Source organism: Streptomyces sp. HSS9-12 (assembly GCF_054963655.1).
This window is the reverse complement of the sequence record NZ_JBUEGC010000018.1, coordinates 1-16,840: the sequence shown is the minus strand read 5'-3', so window position 1 is coordinate 16,840 and position 16,840 is coordinate 1. Positions and strand designations below refer to the sequence as shown.

The window sequence follows — 16,840 nt, the reverse complement described above, 5'->3', positions numbered from 1 at the left end:
GAGAGGGGTCGGGGTGCGGCTGACGGTCCTCGGCGGAGGCGGCTTCCGGGTGCCGCTGGTGCACCGGGCGCTGCTGGATGACGCCCGGCGGCGCACACCCGGCCGCCGCTGCACCGAACTGGTCCTGCACGACACCGACCCGGCGCGGCTCGGCGTGATCGCCTCCGTCCTGGCCCAGCAGGCGGCCGGTGAGCCCGACGCGCCAGCCGTACGGATCGCGGGCGATCTGGACGACGCTCTGCGCGGGGCGGCCTTCGTCTTCTCGGCGATCCGGGTCGGCGGCACGGCGGGGCGGGTCCAGGACGAGCGGATTCCGCTGGCCGAGGGCGTGCTCGGGCAGGAGACGGTGGGCGCGGGCGGGGTGCTGTACGGGCTGCGGACGATCCCGGTCGCCCTGCGGATCGCCGAACGGGTCGCCGCCGTCGCGCCCGACGCCTGGGTCATCAACTTCACCAACCCGGCGGGCATGGTGACGGAGGCGATGGCGGACGTGCTGGGCGAGCGCGTCATCGGCATCTGCGACTCACCGGTCGGCCTGGTACGCCGGGCGGCGCGGGCCGCGGGGGCCGACCCGGACCGGGTCGCGTACGACTACGTGGGCCTCAACCACCTCGGCTGGCTGCGCAGCCTGTCTCAGGACGGCCGCGAGCTGCTGCCCGGGCTGCTGGCGGACACGGCCGCGCTGTCGTCCTTCGAGGAAGGCAAGCTCTTCGGCGCCGACTGGCTGCGGGCCCTCGGCTGCCTGCCGAACGAGTATCTGCACTACTACTACTTCCGTCGCGAGACCCTGGCGACGGTCGCGGCCGCCGAGGCCACCCGCGGCGAGTTCCTGGACCGGCAGCAGAGGGCCTTCTTCCGGGCCGCGGGCGAGCAGCCGGACCGGGCGTACGAGCTGTGGGAACGCACCCGGCTGGAGCGCGAGGAGACCTATATGGCCGACAGCCGCGCGGCCACCGGGGGCTGGCAGCGCGACTCCTGCGACGTGGAGGGCGGCGGGTACGACCAGGTCGCCTTGGCGCTGATGCGTGCGATCGCGGGAGGCGGAACGACCCGGCTGATCCTCAATGTGCGGGGCGGCGGGACGGTGCCGCAGCTGGCTGCGGACGCGGTGGTCGAGACGGTGTGCGAGGTGGGGGCACACGGCGCGCGCCCACTGCCGTGCGCCCCTCTGGGTGAGGCCGAGCTGGGCCTGATGCTCCAGCTCAAGGCCGTGGAGCGGGCCACGATCGAGGCGGCGGTCACCGGCTCCCGTACGGCGGCGCTCCGCGCCCTGGCCCTGCACCCGCTGGTCGACTCTCCGGCTGTCGCGGCCCGCATCCTGGACCGGGCGGGCCGCTGACGCAAGCCCCCTCAGGGGTCGGTGCGGTCAGCGGCGCTTCGGGAACGGGACGGTCAGCAGGTCCCGGGCGATGGTCAGTTCGCCGTCGAACCCGGCGTCCCTCGCCTCGCGCTCGAAGTCCGCAGGGTCGGAGTACCGCTGCGAGAAGTGGGTCAGCACCAGGTGCCGTACACCCGCCCCAGCGGCCACCCGCGCGGCCTGCCCCGCCGTCATATGGCCGTACTCGTCGGCCAGCGGCTCGTCCGCGTCGAGGAAGGTGGACTCGATCACCATCATGTCGCAGCCCTCGGCCAGGGCCTCAACCCCGTCACACATACGGGTGTCCATGACGAAGGCGAAGCGCTGCCCCGGCCGCGGCTCGCTGACCTGCTCAACGCCGACGGTGCCGTGCTCCTCGGTGACCAGCGAGCCGTCCCGCTGCAGCCGGCCGACGTCCGGGCCCTGGATCCCGTACGCGGCGAGCCGCTTCGGCAGCATCCGCCGGCCGTCCGGCTCGACGAGGCGGTAGCCGAACGACTCGACGGGGTGGGACAGCCTGCGCGCTTCCAGGCGGTAGGGAGGGCCTTCGGTGAGCACGCCCTCGAGGATGATCGGCTGCTCGTGAACCCCCACCGTCTCGCGGTAGGAGGTGGCGTAGCGCAGCCGGCTGAAGAAACGCTGCCCGCTCGCCGGAAAGTGCGCGGTGACCGGATGAGGCACCCGGTCGAGGTTGATGCGCTGGATCACCCCGGCCACCCCGAGGCAGTGGTCGCCGTGGAAGTGGGTCACGCAGATCCGGGTGAGGTCGTGCACGGCGACGCCGGCGAGCAGCATCTGCCGTTGGGTGCCCTCGCCGGGGTCGAAAAGGATGCCCTCGCCGTCCCAGCGCAGCAGATAGCCGTTGTGGTTGCGGTGCCGGGTGGGCACCTGGCTGGCGGTGCCGAGGACGACGAGTTCACGTATGGACAAGGTGCGGGACTTCCTTGCGCTGATCCGGATTCCGTGATCCGGGTATCCGGTGTGATCCGGGATTATCCGGGCGGCCAGTTGAAGCCGCGGCCGCCGAGCACGTGGGCATGGGCGTGGAAGACGGTCTGGCCCGCGCCCGGGCCGGTGTTGAACACGATGCGGTAGCCGGTGCCGTCGACCTTGTCCAGCGCGGCGACCTCGCCGGCCTCGCGGAGGATGTCCGCCGTGAGCTGCGGCTCGGCGGCCGCCAGGGTGGCGGCGTCCGGGTAGTGGGCCCGGGGGATGACGAGGACGTGGGTGGGCGCCTGCGGGTTGATGTCGCGGAATGCGACGACCGTCTCCGTCTCACGCACGACCTCTGCCGGGACCTCCCCTGTTGCGATCTTGCAGAACAGGCAGTCGGCCTGCGGTTCACCCGCCACCTGACTCGCCTCCTTCGCGACGCGGTGTCGATCAATGGCCCGATGCTATCGGCCTTCGGCGGCCCCAGGGCCAGGCCCGGGGGGCCTGGAGGCCGCCTGCGACGCCCATAGCCCCGGGGCTTCGCGCCGGGATTCTCCCGCCCGCCCCTTCACCGGCAGGTGGGCCTGGCAACGACTGCGGGTCCGCGGGAGCAACATACGCGGCAGGGCTGGGCCTAGGCCCCTGGTATGGGGGGTGGGGTTTTGGCTGGGGTGCGGGTCAGGGCGGAGAGGGCGAGGCGGATCGCCTCGTCCAGTTGGGGGTCGCGGCCCGACGCCCAGTCCTGCGGGGCGGGCACGACCTCGACGTCCGGGTCGACGCCGTGGTTCTCCACGTCCCACCCGTAACCCTCCAGCCAGATCGGGTACTTGGGCTGGGTGACAGCCGTGCCGTCGACGAGGCTGTAGCGCCAGTCGATGCCGACCACCCCGCCCCATGTGCGGGTGCCGACCACCGGCCCGATCCCCAGCGCCTTGATCGCCGCGTTGACGATGTCGCCGTCCGAGCCGGAGAACTCGTTGGCGACGGCGACGACCGGCCCGCGCGGCGCATCCAGTGGGTAGCTCGTCGGCGCCATGCCGCGCGGGATGTCCCAGCCGACGATCCGGCGCGCCAGCTTCTCGACGACGAGCTGCGAGGTGTGCCCGCCCCGGTTCTCCCGGAGGTCGACGACCAGTCCCTCGCGGGCGACCTCAACCCGCAGGTCGCGGTGGAGTTGAGCCCAGCCGGAGCCGACCATGTCGGGCACGTGAAGGTAGCCGAGCCGCCCGCCGGACCGCTCGTGGACGTAGGAGCGCCGGTCGGCCACCCACGCGTGGTAGCGCAGCGGTTCCTCGTCGGCGAGGGGTACGACGACCGCATGCCGTACCCCGCTGCCCGGGGAATCCGAGGCCCCCGAAGCAGCTTGCGTGCGGATGGTGAGTTCGACGGGCTTGCCGGCGGCGCCGACCAGCAGCGGGCCGGGCCCGGTCACCGGGTCCACCGGGTGGCCGTCCACGGCGAGTATCGCGTCCCCGGCCCGTACGGCCGCACCCGGCGCGGCAAGCGGCGAGCGGGCGTCCGGATCGGAGGTCTCGGACGGCAGGATCCGGTCGATCCGCCAGGTCCCGTCCGCGGCGCGGGAGAGGTCGGCGCCCAGCAGCCCCTGGCGGTGGGAGTTGTCGCCGTACCCGCCGGGCGGGATGACGTACGCGTGCGAGGTGCCCAGCTCGCCCTGGACCTCCCACAGCAGATCGACGAGGTCGTCGTGGGTGGCGAGGCGCTCCAGCACCGGCCGGTAGCGGTTGAGCACCGCATCCCAGTCGGTTCCGCCGAAGTCGGGGCGCCAGAAGTTGTCGCGCATGAGGCGGCCGGCCTCGTCGTACATCTGCCGCCATTCGGCGGCCGGATCGACGGTGAGCCGGACGCGGGACAGATCGACGGTGACGCTGTCGTCGCTGTCCTCGTCGTCAGCGGGCTTGTCGGACGGTACGGCCCGCAGCTTGCCGCCGGAGGCGAGCAGCACGCGCTTGCCGTCGCCGCTGACCGCGAACTCCTCGGCGTCTGCGGCGAGTTCCTCGACCCGCAGCCGGGTCAGGTCGTAGCGCTCGAGCGTGCTGGCAGGCCCGTCGGCGTCGGGGGTGGCGAGAGCGGCGCCGAGGACGCCGCGCAGCGGGTGGCGCAGCCACAGCAGGCCGTTCTCGGCGGCGCGGAGGGTGGAGTAGCGGGCGGCATCGACCGGGAAGGGCACTATGCGGTCGCCGAGCCCGTCGAAGTCGATGCGGGTGGCCGGCGTCTCTCCGTCCTGCTCCTCCCCTTCGTCCTCGGACTTGCTGGGGTCGACGGGGCGGCCGTGGCGCTGCGGCCCGAAGGGCGAGGGCGTGTCCGCGGCGAGGGTGATCAGGTGCGGGCGGCAGGCGCCGACGAACGCGAGGTCGAAGACATGCGCGTCGTAGACCGGGTCGAAGGCCCGCTCCGAGAGAAAGGCGAGGTGCTTGCCGTCGGCGGTGAAGGCGGGCGAGAAGTCGTTGAAGCGCAGCGGGGTTGCGTCGGCGACGGTCGGCTCGTCGGTGCCGGCGATCTTCAGCTGGCGCAGCGGTCCGGGGCCGGGGTGGGACCAGGCGAGCCAGCGGGAGTCGGGCGAGAAGACGAGGCCGTCGGCATCGCCGTACTCGCTGCGGGCCAGTTCGCGTACCTCGCCGGATTCGCGTTCGACGAGCAGGACGCGGCCGTCGTGCGAGGCGACGGCGGCGCGGCTGCCGTTGGGGGCCATGGCGAGGTCGAGCACCCGGCCGAGCCGGCCGGCGGCGAGCCGTCGGGGCGCGGACCCGGGTGCCGGTGCGGAGCCCGATGCGGCCTCAGCGGCCGGCGGGACGGGTCCGTCGGGCTGAGCGGCCGGGGCGAATTCCAGCGCGTCCTCGCCCTCGGCATCGGTGACCCAGACGACGTGCTCGGCACCGTCCGCCCGGAACACCCGGGGCAGCCTGGTCCGTACCCCCGGCTTCGCGGCCAGCGCGCGGGCCGGGCCGCCGCGGTGGGTGACCCAGTGGACGCTGCCGCGGACCTCGACCGCGCTGCCGCGCCCGGTGTGGTCGGGGCGGGCGTCGCCGAGGTGGGCGGCGGCGCGTACGGGATGCGGCTGGAGGTCGGCCCGCTGCCCGCCGAGGCGAATGTCGAGGCGGCGCGGCTCGGCGGCGTCCAGGTCGTCCAGCAGCCACAGTTCACCGGCTGAGACGTAGGCGACGCGGGTGCCGTCAGTGGCGGCGTGGCGGGCATAGAAGCTTCCCCCGGACTCCGTCTGGGAGGTGCCCCCAAGGGGACTGTGGCGGCGCAGATCGGAGCCGTCGGGCAGTGAGGAGTAGAGCGCGCCGACGCCCTCGTGGTCCGAGAGGAAGGCTGTCCGCCCCCGGCCCTCGGCAGGGTGGCCCCCGCCCACCCACAGCGGGTACTCGATGTTGCCGTCGAGGCCGGCGTGCAGCCGCTCGAACTGCCCGTCTCCCTCGGGGCCGATCCACAGCTTGCCGGCGGTGCCGCCGCGGTAGCGCTTCCAGGCGGCGGCCTCGCAGCCCATGGTGGCGGACAGCAGCAGCACGGCTCCGTTCGGGCCGTACGTCACGTCGCCGACCGGGCCGTACGGGAGCGTACGGGCCGGGCCGCCGTCGAGCGGGACGGCATACGCCCAGGTGCGGCGCAGGGACGGCTGCCCATGAGCGCTGATGGCCACGATCTCGCCGTCCGGGGTCCAGCCGCGCACGGAGGTCTTGAGGCCGCCCCAGTACGTCAGCCGTCTGGAGCTTCCGCCGTCGACCGGGGCGACATGCACCTCGGGCGCGCCGTCCCGGGTCGAGGTCCAGGCGATGTGCCGCCCGTCCGGCGAGATGCGCGGGTGACAGACGGGCATGTTGTCGGCACTGACCCGCCAGGCACGGCCGCTGCCGTCGATCGGCGCCGCCCAGACGTCGTCCTCGGCGGTGAAGGCGATCAACTCGCCGTGCGGGTGCGGAAACCGGAGGTACGAAGGCTGCGTCACGTCGGCAACCCTATGCACGCGGCACGCGGACCGACCAGGGGTTTCGGCAGTTCGCCGACCGCGTACGCCCCCGGTGCACAGGCCGCACATCCACTGCCGCGATCAATGGTCGAGGACGAGGACGACGTGCTCTATGCCGCCCGAATCGACCGGGGAGGGGCGGACTTGGACCCCGGCCTCACGGATTTCCACCTGGCCATACGGCGGTTGGGACTCGGTCATCTGCGTTCCTCCCCCGGGTTCTTCCTCCTTGGCCGAGTGTGGCACCGGCCACTGACAACGGCCGTTCCCACGAGATCGCGAAGAGTCCCAACCCGCCGACCAGCCTGATCGGATGAGCATCGAGGCTGACGGCAGTTCCGGGTATCTGACGCTCTATCGTGTATGCCATGTCCGTCCCTGAGCTGATCCGCATCGTCTCCCGCTCCTCCCCCATGGCCCTGGCCCAGGTGGAGCGCGTCCGCACCGAGCTGGCCGCGCTGCACCCCGGGATTCGCACCGAGGTCGTCCCCGTCACCACGTCCGGCGACCGGTGGATGGGTGATCTCGCGAAGCTGGGTGGGAAGGGCGCGTTCACCAAGGAGGTCGATGCCGCCCTGCTCGCCGGGAAGGCGGATCTCGCCGTGCACTGCGTGAAGGATGTGCCCGCTGACCGGCCCCTCCCCGCCGGCACGACCTTCGCGGCGTTCCTCAAGCGCGACGACATCCGCGATGCGTTGGTGCATCCCGGCGGCCGCACCCTGGACGAGCTGCCCCCCGGTACCCGGATCGGCACGTCATCGGTGCGCAGGATCGCCCAGCTCGCCGCCTCTCATGAGCACCTGGAGTGCGTACCGATGCGCGGCAACGCCAACCGCCGCCTGGAAAAGCTGGCGGCGGGCGAAGCCGACGCGCTGCTCCTGGCGGTCTCCGGACTGGAGCGCATCGGCCGTACCGACGCCATCACCGAGATCCTGTCGGTGGAGACCATGTGTCCCCCGATCGGCGCCGGAATCCTGGCCCTGCAGTGCCGGGAGGACGACACGGCCACGATCGACGCGGTGAGCGGCCTCGGTGACCCCGCCGCTTTCCGGGAGGCCACTGCCGAGCGGATGTTCCTCCACGTCCTCCAGGGCCACTGCAACTCGCCGATCGCCGGGTACGCCCGAGCCGAGCGCAACGGCGGGCTGTCGCTGCGCGCCCGCGTCTTCACCCCGGACGGCAAGACGGTGCTCGACGCGCACGAGTGGGCGGGTCCGCTCGATCCGGCGACGCTCGGCACCTCTGTGGCCGTCGCCCTGCTCCGGCAGGGCGCACGTGAGCTGATCGACAGCATCGCTCACTGAGCTGCGGCCGCTGCCGGCTGGACCGCGCGGGCGGCACCCACGGATGTGCCGGGGCGCCCGAAGGCGGGCCGCCGGACGCACTCACGGAGTCGGCGCGATCATGCGCCGGGCGGACGGAATGCGGGCTTCTTCCGGGTGGCCTCGTCGAGCTCCTCGACCGTGAGCAGCGGAGTCGATTGGGTTTTCTGCACTGCACCGCTGGCCTTCGCCGCCATGCTGACCGCAGCCATGGAGACATGGTCGGGAAAGTCGACGATCATCAGCACGTCGTTCTCACCGTAGGTGAAGTACATGGCTTCGACGGTGCCACCCAGGCTGCCGACCATGGCGTCGACCGCCTTCCGGCGCCCGGTGCCGCCCTCCTGCAGCAGCCCCTTGGCGCCCTCGGCAGCGTAGGTGGCCTGGATGAGGTACTTCGGCATCGTTCTCGCTCCGATCGCCGACGGCTGTGGCAGCGGCTGCCGACGCAGCCCGCCGCCCGAAATATCCACTTCAATCGTGACCGGGGCCCGGCCACTCCGCCAATCGCGGAGCGTGCGTCCCGGACTCATCAGCAGGCCACGGGCGGTACGGGCCGCCACGGCGGCGAGGGAGACCGTCAGGCCCAGCGGCCCGTACGGCCCAGGACGAGCGCCGCAGCGGCCGTACCCGCCGTCGACGTACGCAGGACGCTCGGGCCCAGGCGGTACGGCTTCGCGCCCACCTCGGTGAAGGCGGTCAACTCCTCTGGGGAGACGCCGCCTTCCGGACCCACGACGAGCACGATGTCCCCCTCGGCCGGGAGTTGCGCGGTGGCCAGCGGCTCGCTGCCCTCCTCGTGGAGGACGGCGGCGAAGGGGACCGCCGCCAGCAGCTCCGCCACCTGACGCATCGTCATCACGTCGGCGACCTCGGGGAATCGCAGTCGGCGGGACTGCTTGCCCGCCTCCCGGGCCGTCGCGCGCCACTTGCCCAGGGACCTCAGCCCCCGCTCGCCCTTCCACTGGGTGACGCAGCGGGCCGCCGCCCACGGCACGATGGCGTCGACGCCGGTCTCGGTCATGGTCTCGACGGCGAGTTCGCCGCGGTCGCCCTTCGGCAGGGCCTGGACCACCGTGATACGGGGCTGGGGGGCCGGTTCCGTACGCAGCCCGGTGACCGCGACCTCCAGCCGGTCCTTGCCCTCGACGGCCGCCACGGTGCCGTACGCGCCCGTGCCGGCGCCGTCGGTCAGCACGATCTCCTCGCCGGCCCGCATGCGGCGTACGGAGACGGCGTGGCGGCCCTCCGGCCCGTCCAGGGTGAGGGTCGCTCCGGGAGCAGCCCCTGCCAGGGAGTAGTCGACGAGGAAAACCGGCGCGGTCACGACCCGGATCCCTGCGCCAACGCGGCGCGTGCCGCGTCGAGTTCGGCGGCCAGCACCTCCACCAGGCGCCCGGCCGGCAGCTGGCGGGCCATCCGGTGCCCCTGTCCCGCCCACAGCGCCATGGCCTGCGGGTCTCCGGCCGCTGCCGCCGCCTTGCGCAGCCCGGCGGTCAGGTAGTGGACCTGCGGATAGGCGGCCGGGGCATACGGGCCGTGCTCGCGCATGAAGCGGTTGACCAGCCCGCGGGCAGGGCGGCCGGAGAAGGCCCGGGTGAGCTCGGTGTGCGTGAACAGCGGATCGGTCATGGCCTGCTTGTGGAGGGCGACCGCGCCGGACTCCGGGGTGACCAGGAACGCCGTGCCCAGCTGCGCGGCGACCGCGCCCGCCGCCAGTACGCCCGCGATCTGCGCGCCCCGCATCAGCCCGCCGGCGGCGATGATCGGCAGCTGCACGGCGTCGCGGACCTGCGGGATCAGCGTCAGCAGGCCGACCGCTGCGCCGTCGGCGTACGGATCGTCGCGGTGGGTGCCCTGGTGGCCGCCGGCCTCGATGCCCTGGACGCAGACGGCGTCGGCACCGGACCACTGGGCGGCCCGCGCCTCGGCGGGCGAGGTGACGGTCACGACGGTGACGGTGCCGGCCTTGGCGAAGGCGTCGAAGACGGCACGGGAGGGGCAGCCGAAGGTGAAGGACACCACGGGCACCGGGTCGTCGAGGAGGATCGCGATCTTGGCCTCGTACGCGTCGTCGGTGCTGCCGTTCACATCGCAGAGCTGGGTGTTGTACCAGGCCGCCTCGTCCGCCAGCTGCTCGCGGTAGACCTGCACGGCGGCCGGGTCGGCGGCGGAGGACTGCGGCATGAAGAGGTTCACGCCGAAGGGGCGGTCGGTCAGCCCGCGCAGCTCCTTGATCTCCTGGTACATGGCGTCCGTCGTCTTGTACCCGGCGGCGAGGAAGCCGAGGCCGCCCGCCTCGGACACGGCGGCGGCGAGTTCGGGGCAGGATGCGCCGCCGGCCATGGGGGCCTGCACGATCGGGTACCGGCAGAGATCGCTGAGTGCGGAGGGCATGACACACATGGTGTCACGCGGCTGTGGGCCGTCGTTCCTCCCCCTGGGGGCACCACCCGGGCCCGCCAGGCCCAGGGGGACTACCGCTGGGGGTACCCCCGGGCTGGGGCAACCCCAGGCGAAACCCCTGGCGGAGCCTGCCGCCAACCGACTGGCCCCGGACTTCGCAGGTCACCCGATCGTGAAGATCAAGTGGTCGCAGCTGATCACTCGCCGATCGGGACCGTAACGGCGATAGCGGTCCCGATCCGGCTCGGTCGAGACCGGACGCCGAGAGGCCGCTGCGGCGAACCTTTCCGGTGACCTGCGAAGTACGGGACTAGCGGCCGTTGAACGCGTCCTTCAGCCTCGAGAACAGGCCCTGCTGGCCCGGCTGGAACTGGCCCATCGGCCGCTCCTCACCGCGCAGCGTGGCCAGCTGCCGCAGCAGGTCCTCCTGCTGCGGGTCGAGCTTCGTCGGCGTCTGCACCTCGACGTGCACCACCAGATCGCCGCGCCCGCCGCCGCGCAGATGCGTGATGCCGCGCTGGTGCAGCGGGATCGACTGTCCGGACTGCGTGCCGGGCCGGATGTCGACCTCCTCCAGCCCGTCCAGCGTCTCCAGCGGGACCTTCGTGCCGAGCGCCGCCGCGGTCATCGGGATGGTGACCGTGCAGTGCAGGTCGTCACCGCGCCGCTGGAACGCCGGGTGCGGCAGCTCGTGGATCTCGACGTACAGGTCGCCGGCCGGGCCGCCGCCCGGGCCGACCTCGCCCTCGCCCGCGAGCTGGATGCGGGTGCCGTTGTCGACGCCCGCCGGGATCTTGACGGTCAGCGTGCGCCGCGACCGTACGCGCCCGTCGCCCGCGCACTCCGGGCACGGCGTCGGCACCACCGTGCCGAAGCCCTGGCACTGCGGGCACGGCCGCGAGGTCATGACCTGGCCCAGGAAGGACCGGGTCACCTGGGACACCTCACCGCGGCCACGGCACATGTCACACGTCTGCGCCGAGGTCCCCGGAGCCGCGCCTTCGCCGCTGCACGTGGTGCAGACGATGGCCGTGTCGACCTGGATGTCCTTCGTCGTACCGAAGGCGGCCTCGTCCAGCTCGATGTCCAGCCGGATCATCGCGTCCTGGCCGCGCCGCGTACGGGACCTCGGACCGCGCTGCGATGCGGTGCCGAAGAAGGCGTCCATGATGTCGGAGAAGTTGCCGAAGCCGGCGCCGAAGCCGCCCGCGCCGCCACCGGCGGCCGCGCCGGACAGCGGATCGCCGCCGAGGTCGTAGACCTGCTTCTTCTGCGGGTCGGAGAGGACCTCGTAGGCCGCGTTGATCTCCTTGAAGCGCTCTTGCGTCTTCGGGTCCGGGTTGACGTCCGGGTGCAGCTCGCGCGCAAGACGGCGGAACGCCTTCTTGATCTCGTCCTGTCCGGCGTCGCGTCGCACGCCGAGGACGGCGTAGTAGTCCGTGGCCACTTACGACTCCGCCAGGATCTGTCCGACGTAACGTGCCACTGCGCGTACCGCTCCCATCGTTCCGGGGTAGTCCATGCGGGTCGGGCCGACCACGCCGAGTTTGGCAACTGCCTCGTCGCCCGAACCGTAGCCCACCGCGACGACGGACGTGGAGTTCAGCCCTTCGTGAGCATTCTCATGCCCGATTCGTACCGTCATACCCGAATCCTTGGCCTCCCCCAGCAGCTTGAGGAGCACCACCTGCTCCTCCAGCGCTTCCAGCACCGGTCGGATGGTCAGCGGGAAGTCGTGCGCGAAGCGGGTGAGATTGGCGGTACCGCCGATCATCAGCCGCTCCTCGGTCTCCTCGACCAGTGTCTCCAGCAGCGTCGCGAGGACAGTCTGGACGGTCGGCCGGTCCTCGTTCTCGAAGGCCTCGGGCAGATCCTGTACAAGTCTGGGCACGTCGGTGAAGCGCCGCCCGACGACTCGGCTGTTGAGCCGGGCCCGCAGGTCGGCGAGCGAGGTCTCGCCCACGGGCGCGGGGCAGTCCACCATCCGCTGCTCGACCCGCCCGGTGTCCGTGATCAGCACCAGCATGATCCGGGCCGGGGCGAGCGCGAGCAGCTCGACATGGCGCACCGTCGAGCGCGTCAGGGACGGGTACTGCACGACGGCCACCTGCCGGGTGAGCTGGGCGAGCAGCCGGACCGTACGGGCCACCACATCGTCCAGGTCGACGGCCCCGTCCAGGAAGTTCTGGATGGCGCGCCGCTCGGCCGGCGAGAGCGGCTTGACGCCCGCCAGCCGGTCGACGAACAGCCGGTAGCCCTTGTCCGTGGGGATGCGGCCCGCGCTGGTGTGGGGCTGGGCGATGTAGCCCTCGTCCTCCAGGACGGCCATGTCGTTACGCACAGTGGCCGGGGAGACGCCGAGGCCGTGCCGCTCGGTGAGCGCCTTGGAGCCGACCGGCTCCTCCGTGCCCACGTAGTCCTGGACGATGGCGCGCAGCACCTCGAGCCTGCGTTCACTGAGCATGCGGCGCACCTCCAGCTGTGGTTCGTTCGATCGCTCCCTGGCACTCTGTGCGTGCGAGTGCCAGCTTTCCCGGGCCCAGTGTACGGCTGTTCCGTATAACACCGGCAAGGGCGGCCCGCCTCTCGCAGCGGGCAACGGTACCGGTCGTTGGGCACAACTCCCCTCGTTGGGACTAGCGTCGCCGTATGGACCGCACTTGGGAAGAGGCGGGGTGGGAGCAGCTCGCGCCGGGTGTCGGGCGACGCCGCCTCCCCCGCTGGGACGCGACCGCGGGGCTGGCCCACGGCCCGTCGGCCGTCCTCATGGTGGACGCCGGCGCATCGCTGCGCGAGGGCGCCGAGCTCCGGCGGCAGGCGCACGAGCTGACCGGCCGCCGAGTGACCCATCTCGCACTCACACACGCGCACTTCGACCATGTGCTCGGCGCGGCCGCGTTCGCCGGTGTACGGGTGTACGGGGCGGTCGGGATGGACGTCCTGCTCGCCGGCGGGCGCGAGGCGCTGCGGGACGACGCCGTACGGCACGGCATGGACCGGGAGGAGGCTGCCGAGGCGGCCGATCTGCTCGTACGGCCGCAGCACTTGGTGTCCGGGGATGTCGTGGTGGACCTGGGCGGGGGGCGCCAGGCGGTGCTGGTGAACGTCGGGCCGGGCCACAGCGGGCACGATCTGGCGGTGCTGATGCCGGGACGGGGCCAGGCTCCGAGCGTCGTGTTCTGTGGCGATCTTGTGGAGGAGTCGGGCGAGCCGCAGGCCGGTCCGGACGCGGTCCCGGGCCAGTGGCCGGCGGCGCTGGACCGGCTGCTGGAGCTGGGCGGCGAGGACGCGCTGTACGTGCCGGGGCACGGGGCGGTGGTAGATGCCCGATTCGTCCGCGCGCAGCGCGAGGAGCTGGCGGCCCGCTTCGGCGTGTCGTAGCCATGACCAGGCGATTCTTCTATCGTCGGGCGGGCGGACCGAAGGGCGCCGGTATCGAAAGCTGGGGCACCTCCCAGCGTTGGTCCCCCTGAGTCCTGACGGCCCGGGTGGGGGTACCCCCAGCGGTAGCTGGGGGAGTGCCCCCAGGGGGAGAGACCCAGTGCAGCGAGGGGGGAACGAGCGGAGCGCAGCTGTCGTGGGGGCACTCCCCCAGGGGGAGCCCGGAGGCGAGTCAACAGAAGGAGGGGCGGGTGCGCAGCAGACAGTACGGGCCGGATCTCACGCCGCCGTGGAAGAAGCCGAAGCCCGTCCCGGAGGTCCCGGCCGAGCCGGATCTGGTGGTGGAGGAGGTCACGACCGGCTTCTGCGGGGCGGTGGTCCGCTGCGAGAAGACGGCGCAGGGGCCGACGGTGACCCTGGAGGACCGCTTCGGCAAGCACCGGGTGTTCCCGATGGAGCCGCGCGGCTTTCTGCTGGAGGGGCGCGTGGTGACGCTCGTACGCCCCTCGGCGCGCCCCGCGGGTGGGTCGGCCGGCCCAGCCCGTACAGCCTCCGGCTCGATCGCCGTCCCGGGGGCGCGTGCGAGAGTCGCGCGCGCGGGGCGCATCTATGTCGAGGGGCGGCACGACGCGGAGCTGGTGGAGCGGGTCTGGGGCGACGATCTGCGCATCGAGGGGGTTGTCGTCGAGTACCTGGAGGGGATCGACGACCTGCCCACGATCGTCCGCCGGTTCGCCCCGGGACCGGACGCGCGCCTGGGCGTCCTGGTGGACCACCTGGTGCCCGGCTCGAAGGAGTCCCGGATCGCCGCCGAGGTCACGGGCGAACACGTGCTGGTGGTCGGTCACCCGTACATCGACGTCTGGGAGGCTGTGAAGCCGTCGTCTGTGGGCATTCCGGCCTGGCCCGCCGTCCCGCGCGGCGAAGACTGGAAGACGGGCGTGTGCCGGGCCCTGGGCTGGCCGGAGAACACCGGCGCGGCCTGGCAGCGGATCCTTGGCTCCGTCCGCAGCTACAAGGACCTGCAGCCGGCGCTGCTCGGCGCGGTGGAGCACCTGATCGACCATGTGACGGCGGCGGCCCTGTAGAGCCGTGAGCCGCACACCCGCCCCATTCTCTGGGGCGGGTGTGCGAGGAGAAGATGCGCGCCTCAGCGCCCGGAGATCGTGTCGGCGAGCCGGGCGTACGCCGAGGTGCGGGCCAGCCCGCCGCTCTCACGGCGGTCGGCGGCGCGGAACAGCGAGTAGATCAGCTGCACGCCGGTCCACCGCAGCGGCTCCGGCTCCCAGGGCCGCACCCGGCGCCCCACCCACGGCAGGCCGGTCAGCTCGGTGTCCCGCCGCAGTACGAGGTCGCGCAGCGTCCGGCCGGCCAGATTGGCCGTGGTCACCCCACTGCCCACGTACCCACCGGCCCAGCCGAGGCCCGATGCGTGGTCGACGTGCACGGTGGAGCACCAGTCCCGGGGCACGCCCAGGACGCCGCACCACGCGTGCTGGATGGCCGCGTCCGCGGCGGGCGGGAAGAGGGCGGCGAGGATGCGCCACAGCGCGTCCACGGTCTGCGCCTGGGTGGCGCCATGGCTGTCGGTCCCCGAACCGTAGCGGTATGGCACTCCACGGCCACCGATCGCGATCCTGCCGTCGGCGGTGCGCTGGGCGTAGATGTACGCGTGGGCCTCGTCGCCCAGCACCTCCCGGTTCCGCCACCCGATCCGCTCCCACACCTCCTCCGGCAGCGGCTCGGTGACGATCATCGAGCTGTTCATCGGCAGCCACTGGCGGCGCTGGCCGGTGATGCTCGCGGTGAACCCCTCGGTCGCGCGGATCACACAGTCGGCGGTCACGGTGCCCAGCGCGGTCACCGCGGCGGCCTTGCCGTCTCCCGAACGCGGACGGATCTCCGTGACGGCGGTGTCCTCGAAGATGTCCACGCCCAGCGCGGCCACGGCACGGGCCAGGCCGACGGCGAGCCCGGCGGGCTGGATACGCGCGGCGTGCGGGGTCCATGCCGCGTCCAGGGCCCCGGCGACCCGTACCCGCTCCTCCCGCTCCCCGGCCTCCAGCAGCCGCAGATCCGCCTCGTCGAAGCCCCAGCCGCGCTGGGTGTCGACATCGGCGAGCAGCCTGCGGCGCTGGGCTGCGTTGGTGGCGACGCGCAGCATGCCGCCCTTGTGGATGTCGGCCTCGATCCCCTCGGTCCGCGCGACCTCGATGACCTCGTCGATGGCCCGGAACATGGCCTTCTGCATGTCGACCACCGCCTGTCGGCCGTGCAGTGCGGCATAGCGTTCCCGGGATCCGGCGAAGCCGTGGTAGAGCCAGCCGCCGTTGCGCCCGGAGGCGCCGAAACCGGCGAACTCCCGCTCCAGCACGGCGATCCGCAGATCCGGCTGGTCCTTCTTCAGGTAGTACGCGGTCCACAGGCCGGTGTAACCGCCGCCGACGATCGCCACGTCGTAGTCGCGGGAGCCGGGGAGGGCCGCCCGGCGCTCGGGGGTGCCGATGCCGCGGTACCAGAAGGAGATCCCGCCGTTGCTGAAGTCGTCGGTGAGCGGGGCCTTCTGAGGGGTCTTCGGGCTCATGGGAACGGCCTCCACAGCCGGTCGGTGCGAGTGGGTGCGAGTCGGTGAGATGGGACGTACGCTGGCGGGGCGTCAGTCCGGCGTGGGCGGGCTGATGATCCACAGCACTTCGGCGGGGTCCGGGCCCTCGTTCGCGATGCGGTGGGCCGTCGAGGTGCGGTACTCGATGCTGTCGCCGGGGCCGAGTTCATGGCGCTCGGCGGATTCGGCGGGCCCGAGCCAGAGGACGACGTGGCCGCGGAGCACCAGGAAGATCTCCTGGCAGTCGCCATGGGCGTAGGGCTGGTCACCGGTCGAGGCGCCGGGGTCGAGCTCCCCGCCGTACACCTCGAGGTTCTGCAGGGGCCGCGGCGAGATGAGGTACTTGCGGGTGCCCGGACCCGCGCGCAGCTCAGGGCGGTTCGCCCGGCGGAGGACGCGATGGCCGACGGCGCCGTCCTCGGCGAACAGATCCGCGACCGTGATGCCGAGCGCCCCGGCGATGCGCCGCAGCATGCCGACGCTCACGCTCGTACGGCCGCGTTCGAGCTGGCTGATGAAGCTCGGGCTGGCCCCCGCCTCGTGCGCGAGGCTCCGGAGCGTCATCCGGCGCATGGTCCGGTAGGCCCGGATCGTGGCGCCCAGGCGGAACTCCTCCACCGCTTCGGGCTCCGGTTCGGGACGTATGCCGGATGTACCAGACTCCATGACGCCGCCGCCTCCGTCTCGACTGAACAATGTGTTCAGTAGGGGTGAAGGGAACGTACACAGGCGCCTGAGCGGCCTCAACCCCCGTGCGGCAAGGAATCGGGGTTGGGCGTTGTCCCAGTGCCGCGTCAGCCAGGGTTTGCCCCGCTCGCCGCCCTGGCACGGCCATCTGCTGCGTTGCC

The 16,840-nt window shown here is 72.5% G+C and carries 14 protein-coding genes; 4 read left to right on the top strand and 10 right to left on the bottom strand.

What is annotated here, in order from left to right:
• Positions 1–13 precede the first annotated feature (13 nt).
• On the top strand, positions 14–1,339 hold the full coding sequence (locus ACY34J_RS12040) for a 6-phospho-beta-glucosidase (protein WP_462728330.1): 1,326 nt from the start codon (positions 14–16) through the stop codon (positions 1,337–1,339).
• A gap of 27 nt (positions 1,340–1,366) precedes the next feature.
• Here the strand turns inward: ACY34J_RS12040 and ACY34J_RS12035 are convergent, their stop codons facing one another.
• From ACY34J_RS12035 to ACY34J_RS12025, 3 genes are all read right to left on the bottom strand, one after another.
• A complete protein-coding gene (locus tag ACY34J_RS12035; protein ID WP_462728299.1) occupies positions 1,367–2,287 on the bottom strand; it encodes a ribonuclease Z in 921 nt (306 codons plus the stop codon).
• 62 nt (positions 2,288–2,349) lie between these two features.
• Complete coding sequence (locus tag ACY34J_RS12030; RefSeq protein WP_462728298.1) at positions 2,350–2,709, bottom strand: histidine triad nucleotide-binding protein; 360 nt, start codon at positions 2,707–2,709, stop codon at positions 2,350–2,352.
• A gap of 215 nt (positions 2,710–2,924) precedes the next feature.
• Positions 2,925–6,257, bottom strand: coding sequence for a S41 family peptidase (locus tag ACY34J_RS12025; RefSeq protein ID WP_462728297.1), 3,333 nt, complete (start codon positions 6,255–6,257; stop codon positions 2,925–2,927).
• Between the two features lie 389 nt (positions 6,258–6,646).
• On the opposite strand from ACY34J_RS12025, the gene hemC reads away from it, so the two are divergent.
• Complete coding sequence (gene hemC, locus ACY34J_RS12020) at positions 6,647–7,582, top strand: hydroxymethylbilane synthase (protein ID WP_462728296.1); 936 nt, start codon at positions 6,647–6,649, stop codon at positions 7,580–7,582.
• Between the two features lie 98 nt (positions 7,583–7,680).
• Here hemC and ACY34J_RS12015 read toward each other — a convergent pair whose 3' ends face one another.
• The 5 genes from ACY34J_RS12015 to hrcA form a co-directional block, all read right to left on the bottom strand.
• A complete protein-coding gene (locus ACY34J_RS12015) occupies positions 7,681–8,163 on the bottom strand; it encodes a GYD domain-containing protein (protein ID WP_462728295.1) in 483 nt (160 codons plus the stop codon).
• 17 nt (positions 8,164–8,180) lie between these two features.
• Entirely contained in the window at positions 8,181–8,927 is a 747-nt protein-coding gene (locus ACY34J_RS12010) for a 16S rRNA (uracil(1498)-N(3))-methyltransferase (protein WP_462728294.1), read from the bottom strand.
• Entirely contained in the window at positions 8,924–9,997 is a 1,074-nt protein-coding gene (locus ACY34J_RS12005; RefSeq protein ID WP_462728293.1) for a nitronate monooxygenase, read from the bottom strand. Before ACY34J_RS12005 ends, ACY34J_RS12010 begins: the two co-directional genes overlap by 4 nt.
• 319 nt (positions 9,998–10,316) lie before the next feature.
• A complete protein-coding gene (dnaJ, locus tag ACY34J_RS12000) occupies positions 10,317–11,453 on the bottom strand; it encodes a molecular chaperone DnaJ (RefSeq protein WP_462728292.1) in 1,137 nt (378 codons plus the stop codon).
• Positions 11,454–12,470, bottom strand: a complete 1,017-nt coding sequence (hrcA, locus tag ACY34J_RS11995) for a heat-inducible transcriptional repressor HrcA (RefSeq protein WP_462728291.1) — start codon at positions 12,468–12,470, stop codon at positions 11,454–11,456.
• A 185-nt stretch (positions 12,471–12,655) separates the two neighbouring features.
• Here hrcA and ACY34J_RS11990 point away from each other — a divergent pair, with 185 nt between their 5' ends.
• Positions 12,656–13,387 carry an MBL fold metallo-hydrolase gene (locus tag ACY34J_RS11990; protein ID WP_462728290.1) on the top strand — a complete coding sequence of 244 codons (732 nt, stop codon included), beginning with the start codon at positions 12,656–12,658 and terminating at the stop codon, positions 13,385–13,387.
• A gap of 251 nt (positions 13,388–13,638) precedes the next feature.
• Positions 13,639–14,475, top strand: coding sequence for a DUF3097 domain-containing protein (locus ACY34J_RS11985; protein WP_462728289.1), 837 nt, complete (start codon positions 13,639–13,641; stop codon positions 14,473–14,475).
• A 62-nt stretch (positions 14,476–14,537) separates the two neighbouring features.
• Here the strand turns inward: ACY34J_RS11985 and ACY34J_RS11980 are convergent, their stop codons facing one another.
• Together ACY34J_RS11980 and ACY34J_RS11975 are read right to left on the bottom strand one after the other, a co-directional pair.
• Positions 14,538–15,971 (bottom strand): NAD(P)/FAD-dependent oxidoreductase, encoded by a 1,434-nt coding sequence (locus ACY34J_RS11980; RefSeq protein WP_462728288.1) that lies wholly within the window; start codon positions 15,969–15,971, stop codon positions 14,538–14,540.
• A 72-nt stretch (positions 15,972–16,043) separates the two neighbouring features.
• Complete coding sequence (locus ACY34J_RS11975) at positions 16,044–16,658, bottom strand: helix-turn-helix domain-containing protein (RefSeq protein WP_462728287.1); 615 nt, start codon at positions 16,656–16,658, stop codon at positions 16,044–16,046.
• Positions 16,659–16,840 lie beyond the last annotated feature (182 nt).

Coding starts and splice junctions, on each gene's coding strand:
- hemC (WP_462728296.1), top strand. CDS start 6,647: ATGTCCGTCCCTGAGCTGATCCGCATCGTCTCCCGCTCCTCCCCCATG.
- ACY34J_RS12005 (WP_462728293.1), bottom strand. CDS start 9,997: ATGCCCTCCGCACTCAGCGATCTCTGCCGGTACCCGATCGTGCAGGCC.
- hrcA (WP_462728291.1), bottom strand. CDS start 12,470: ATGCTCAGTGAACGCAGGCTCGAGGTGCTGCGCGCCATCGTCCAGGAC.
- ACY34J_RS11990 (WP_462728290.1), top strand. CDS start 12,656: ATGGACCGCACTTGGGAAGAGGCGGGGTGGGAGCAGCTCGCGCCGGGT.
- ACY34J_RS11980 (WP_462728288.1), bottom strand. CDS start 15,971: ATGAGCCCGAAGACCCCTCAGAAGGCCCCGCTCACCGACGACTTCAGC.
- ACY34J_RS11975 (WP_462728287.1), bottom strand. CDS start 16,658: ATGGAGTCTGGTACATCCGGCATACGTCCCGAACCGGAGCCCGAAGCG.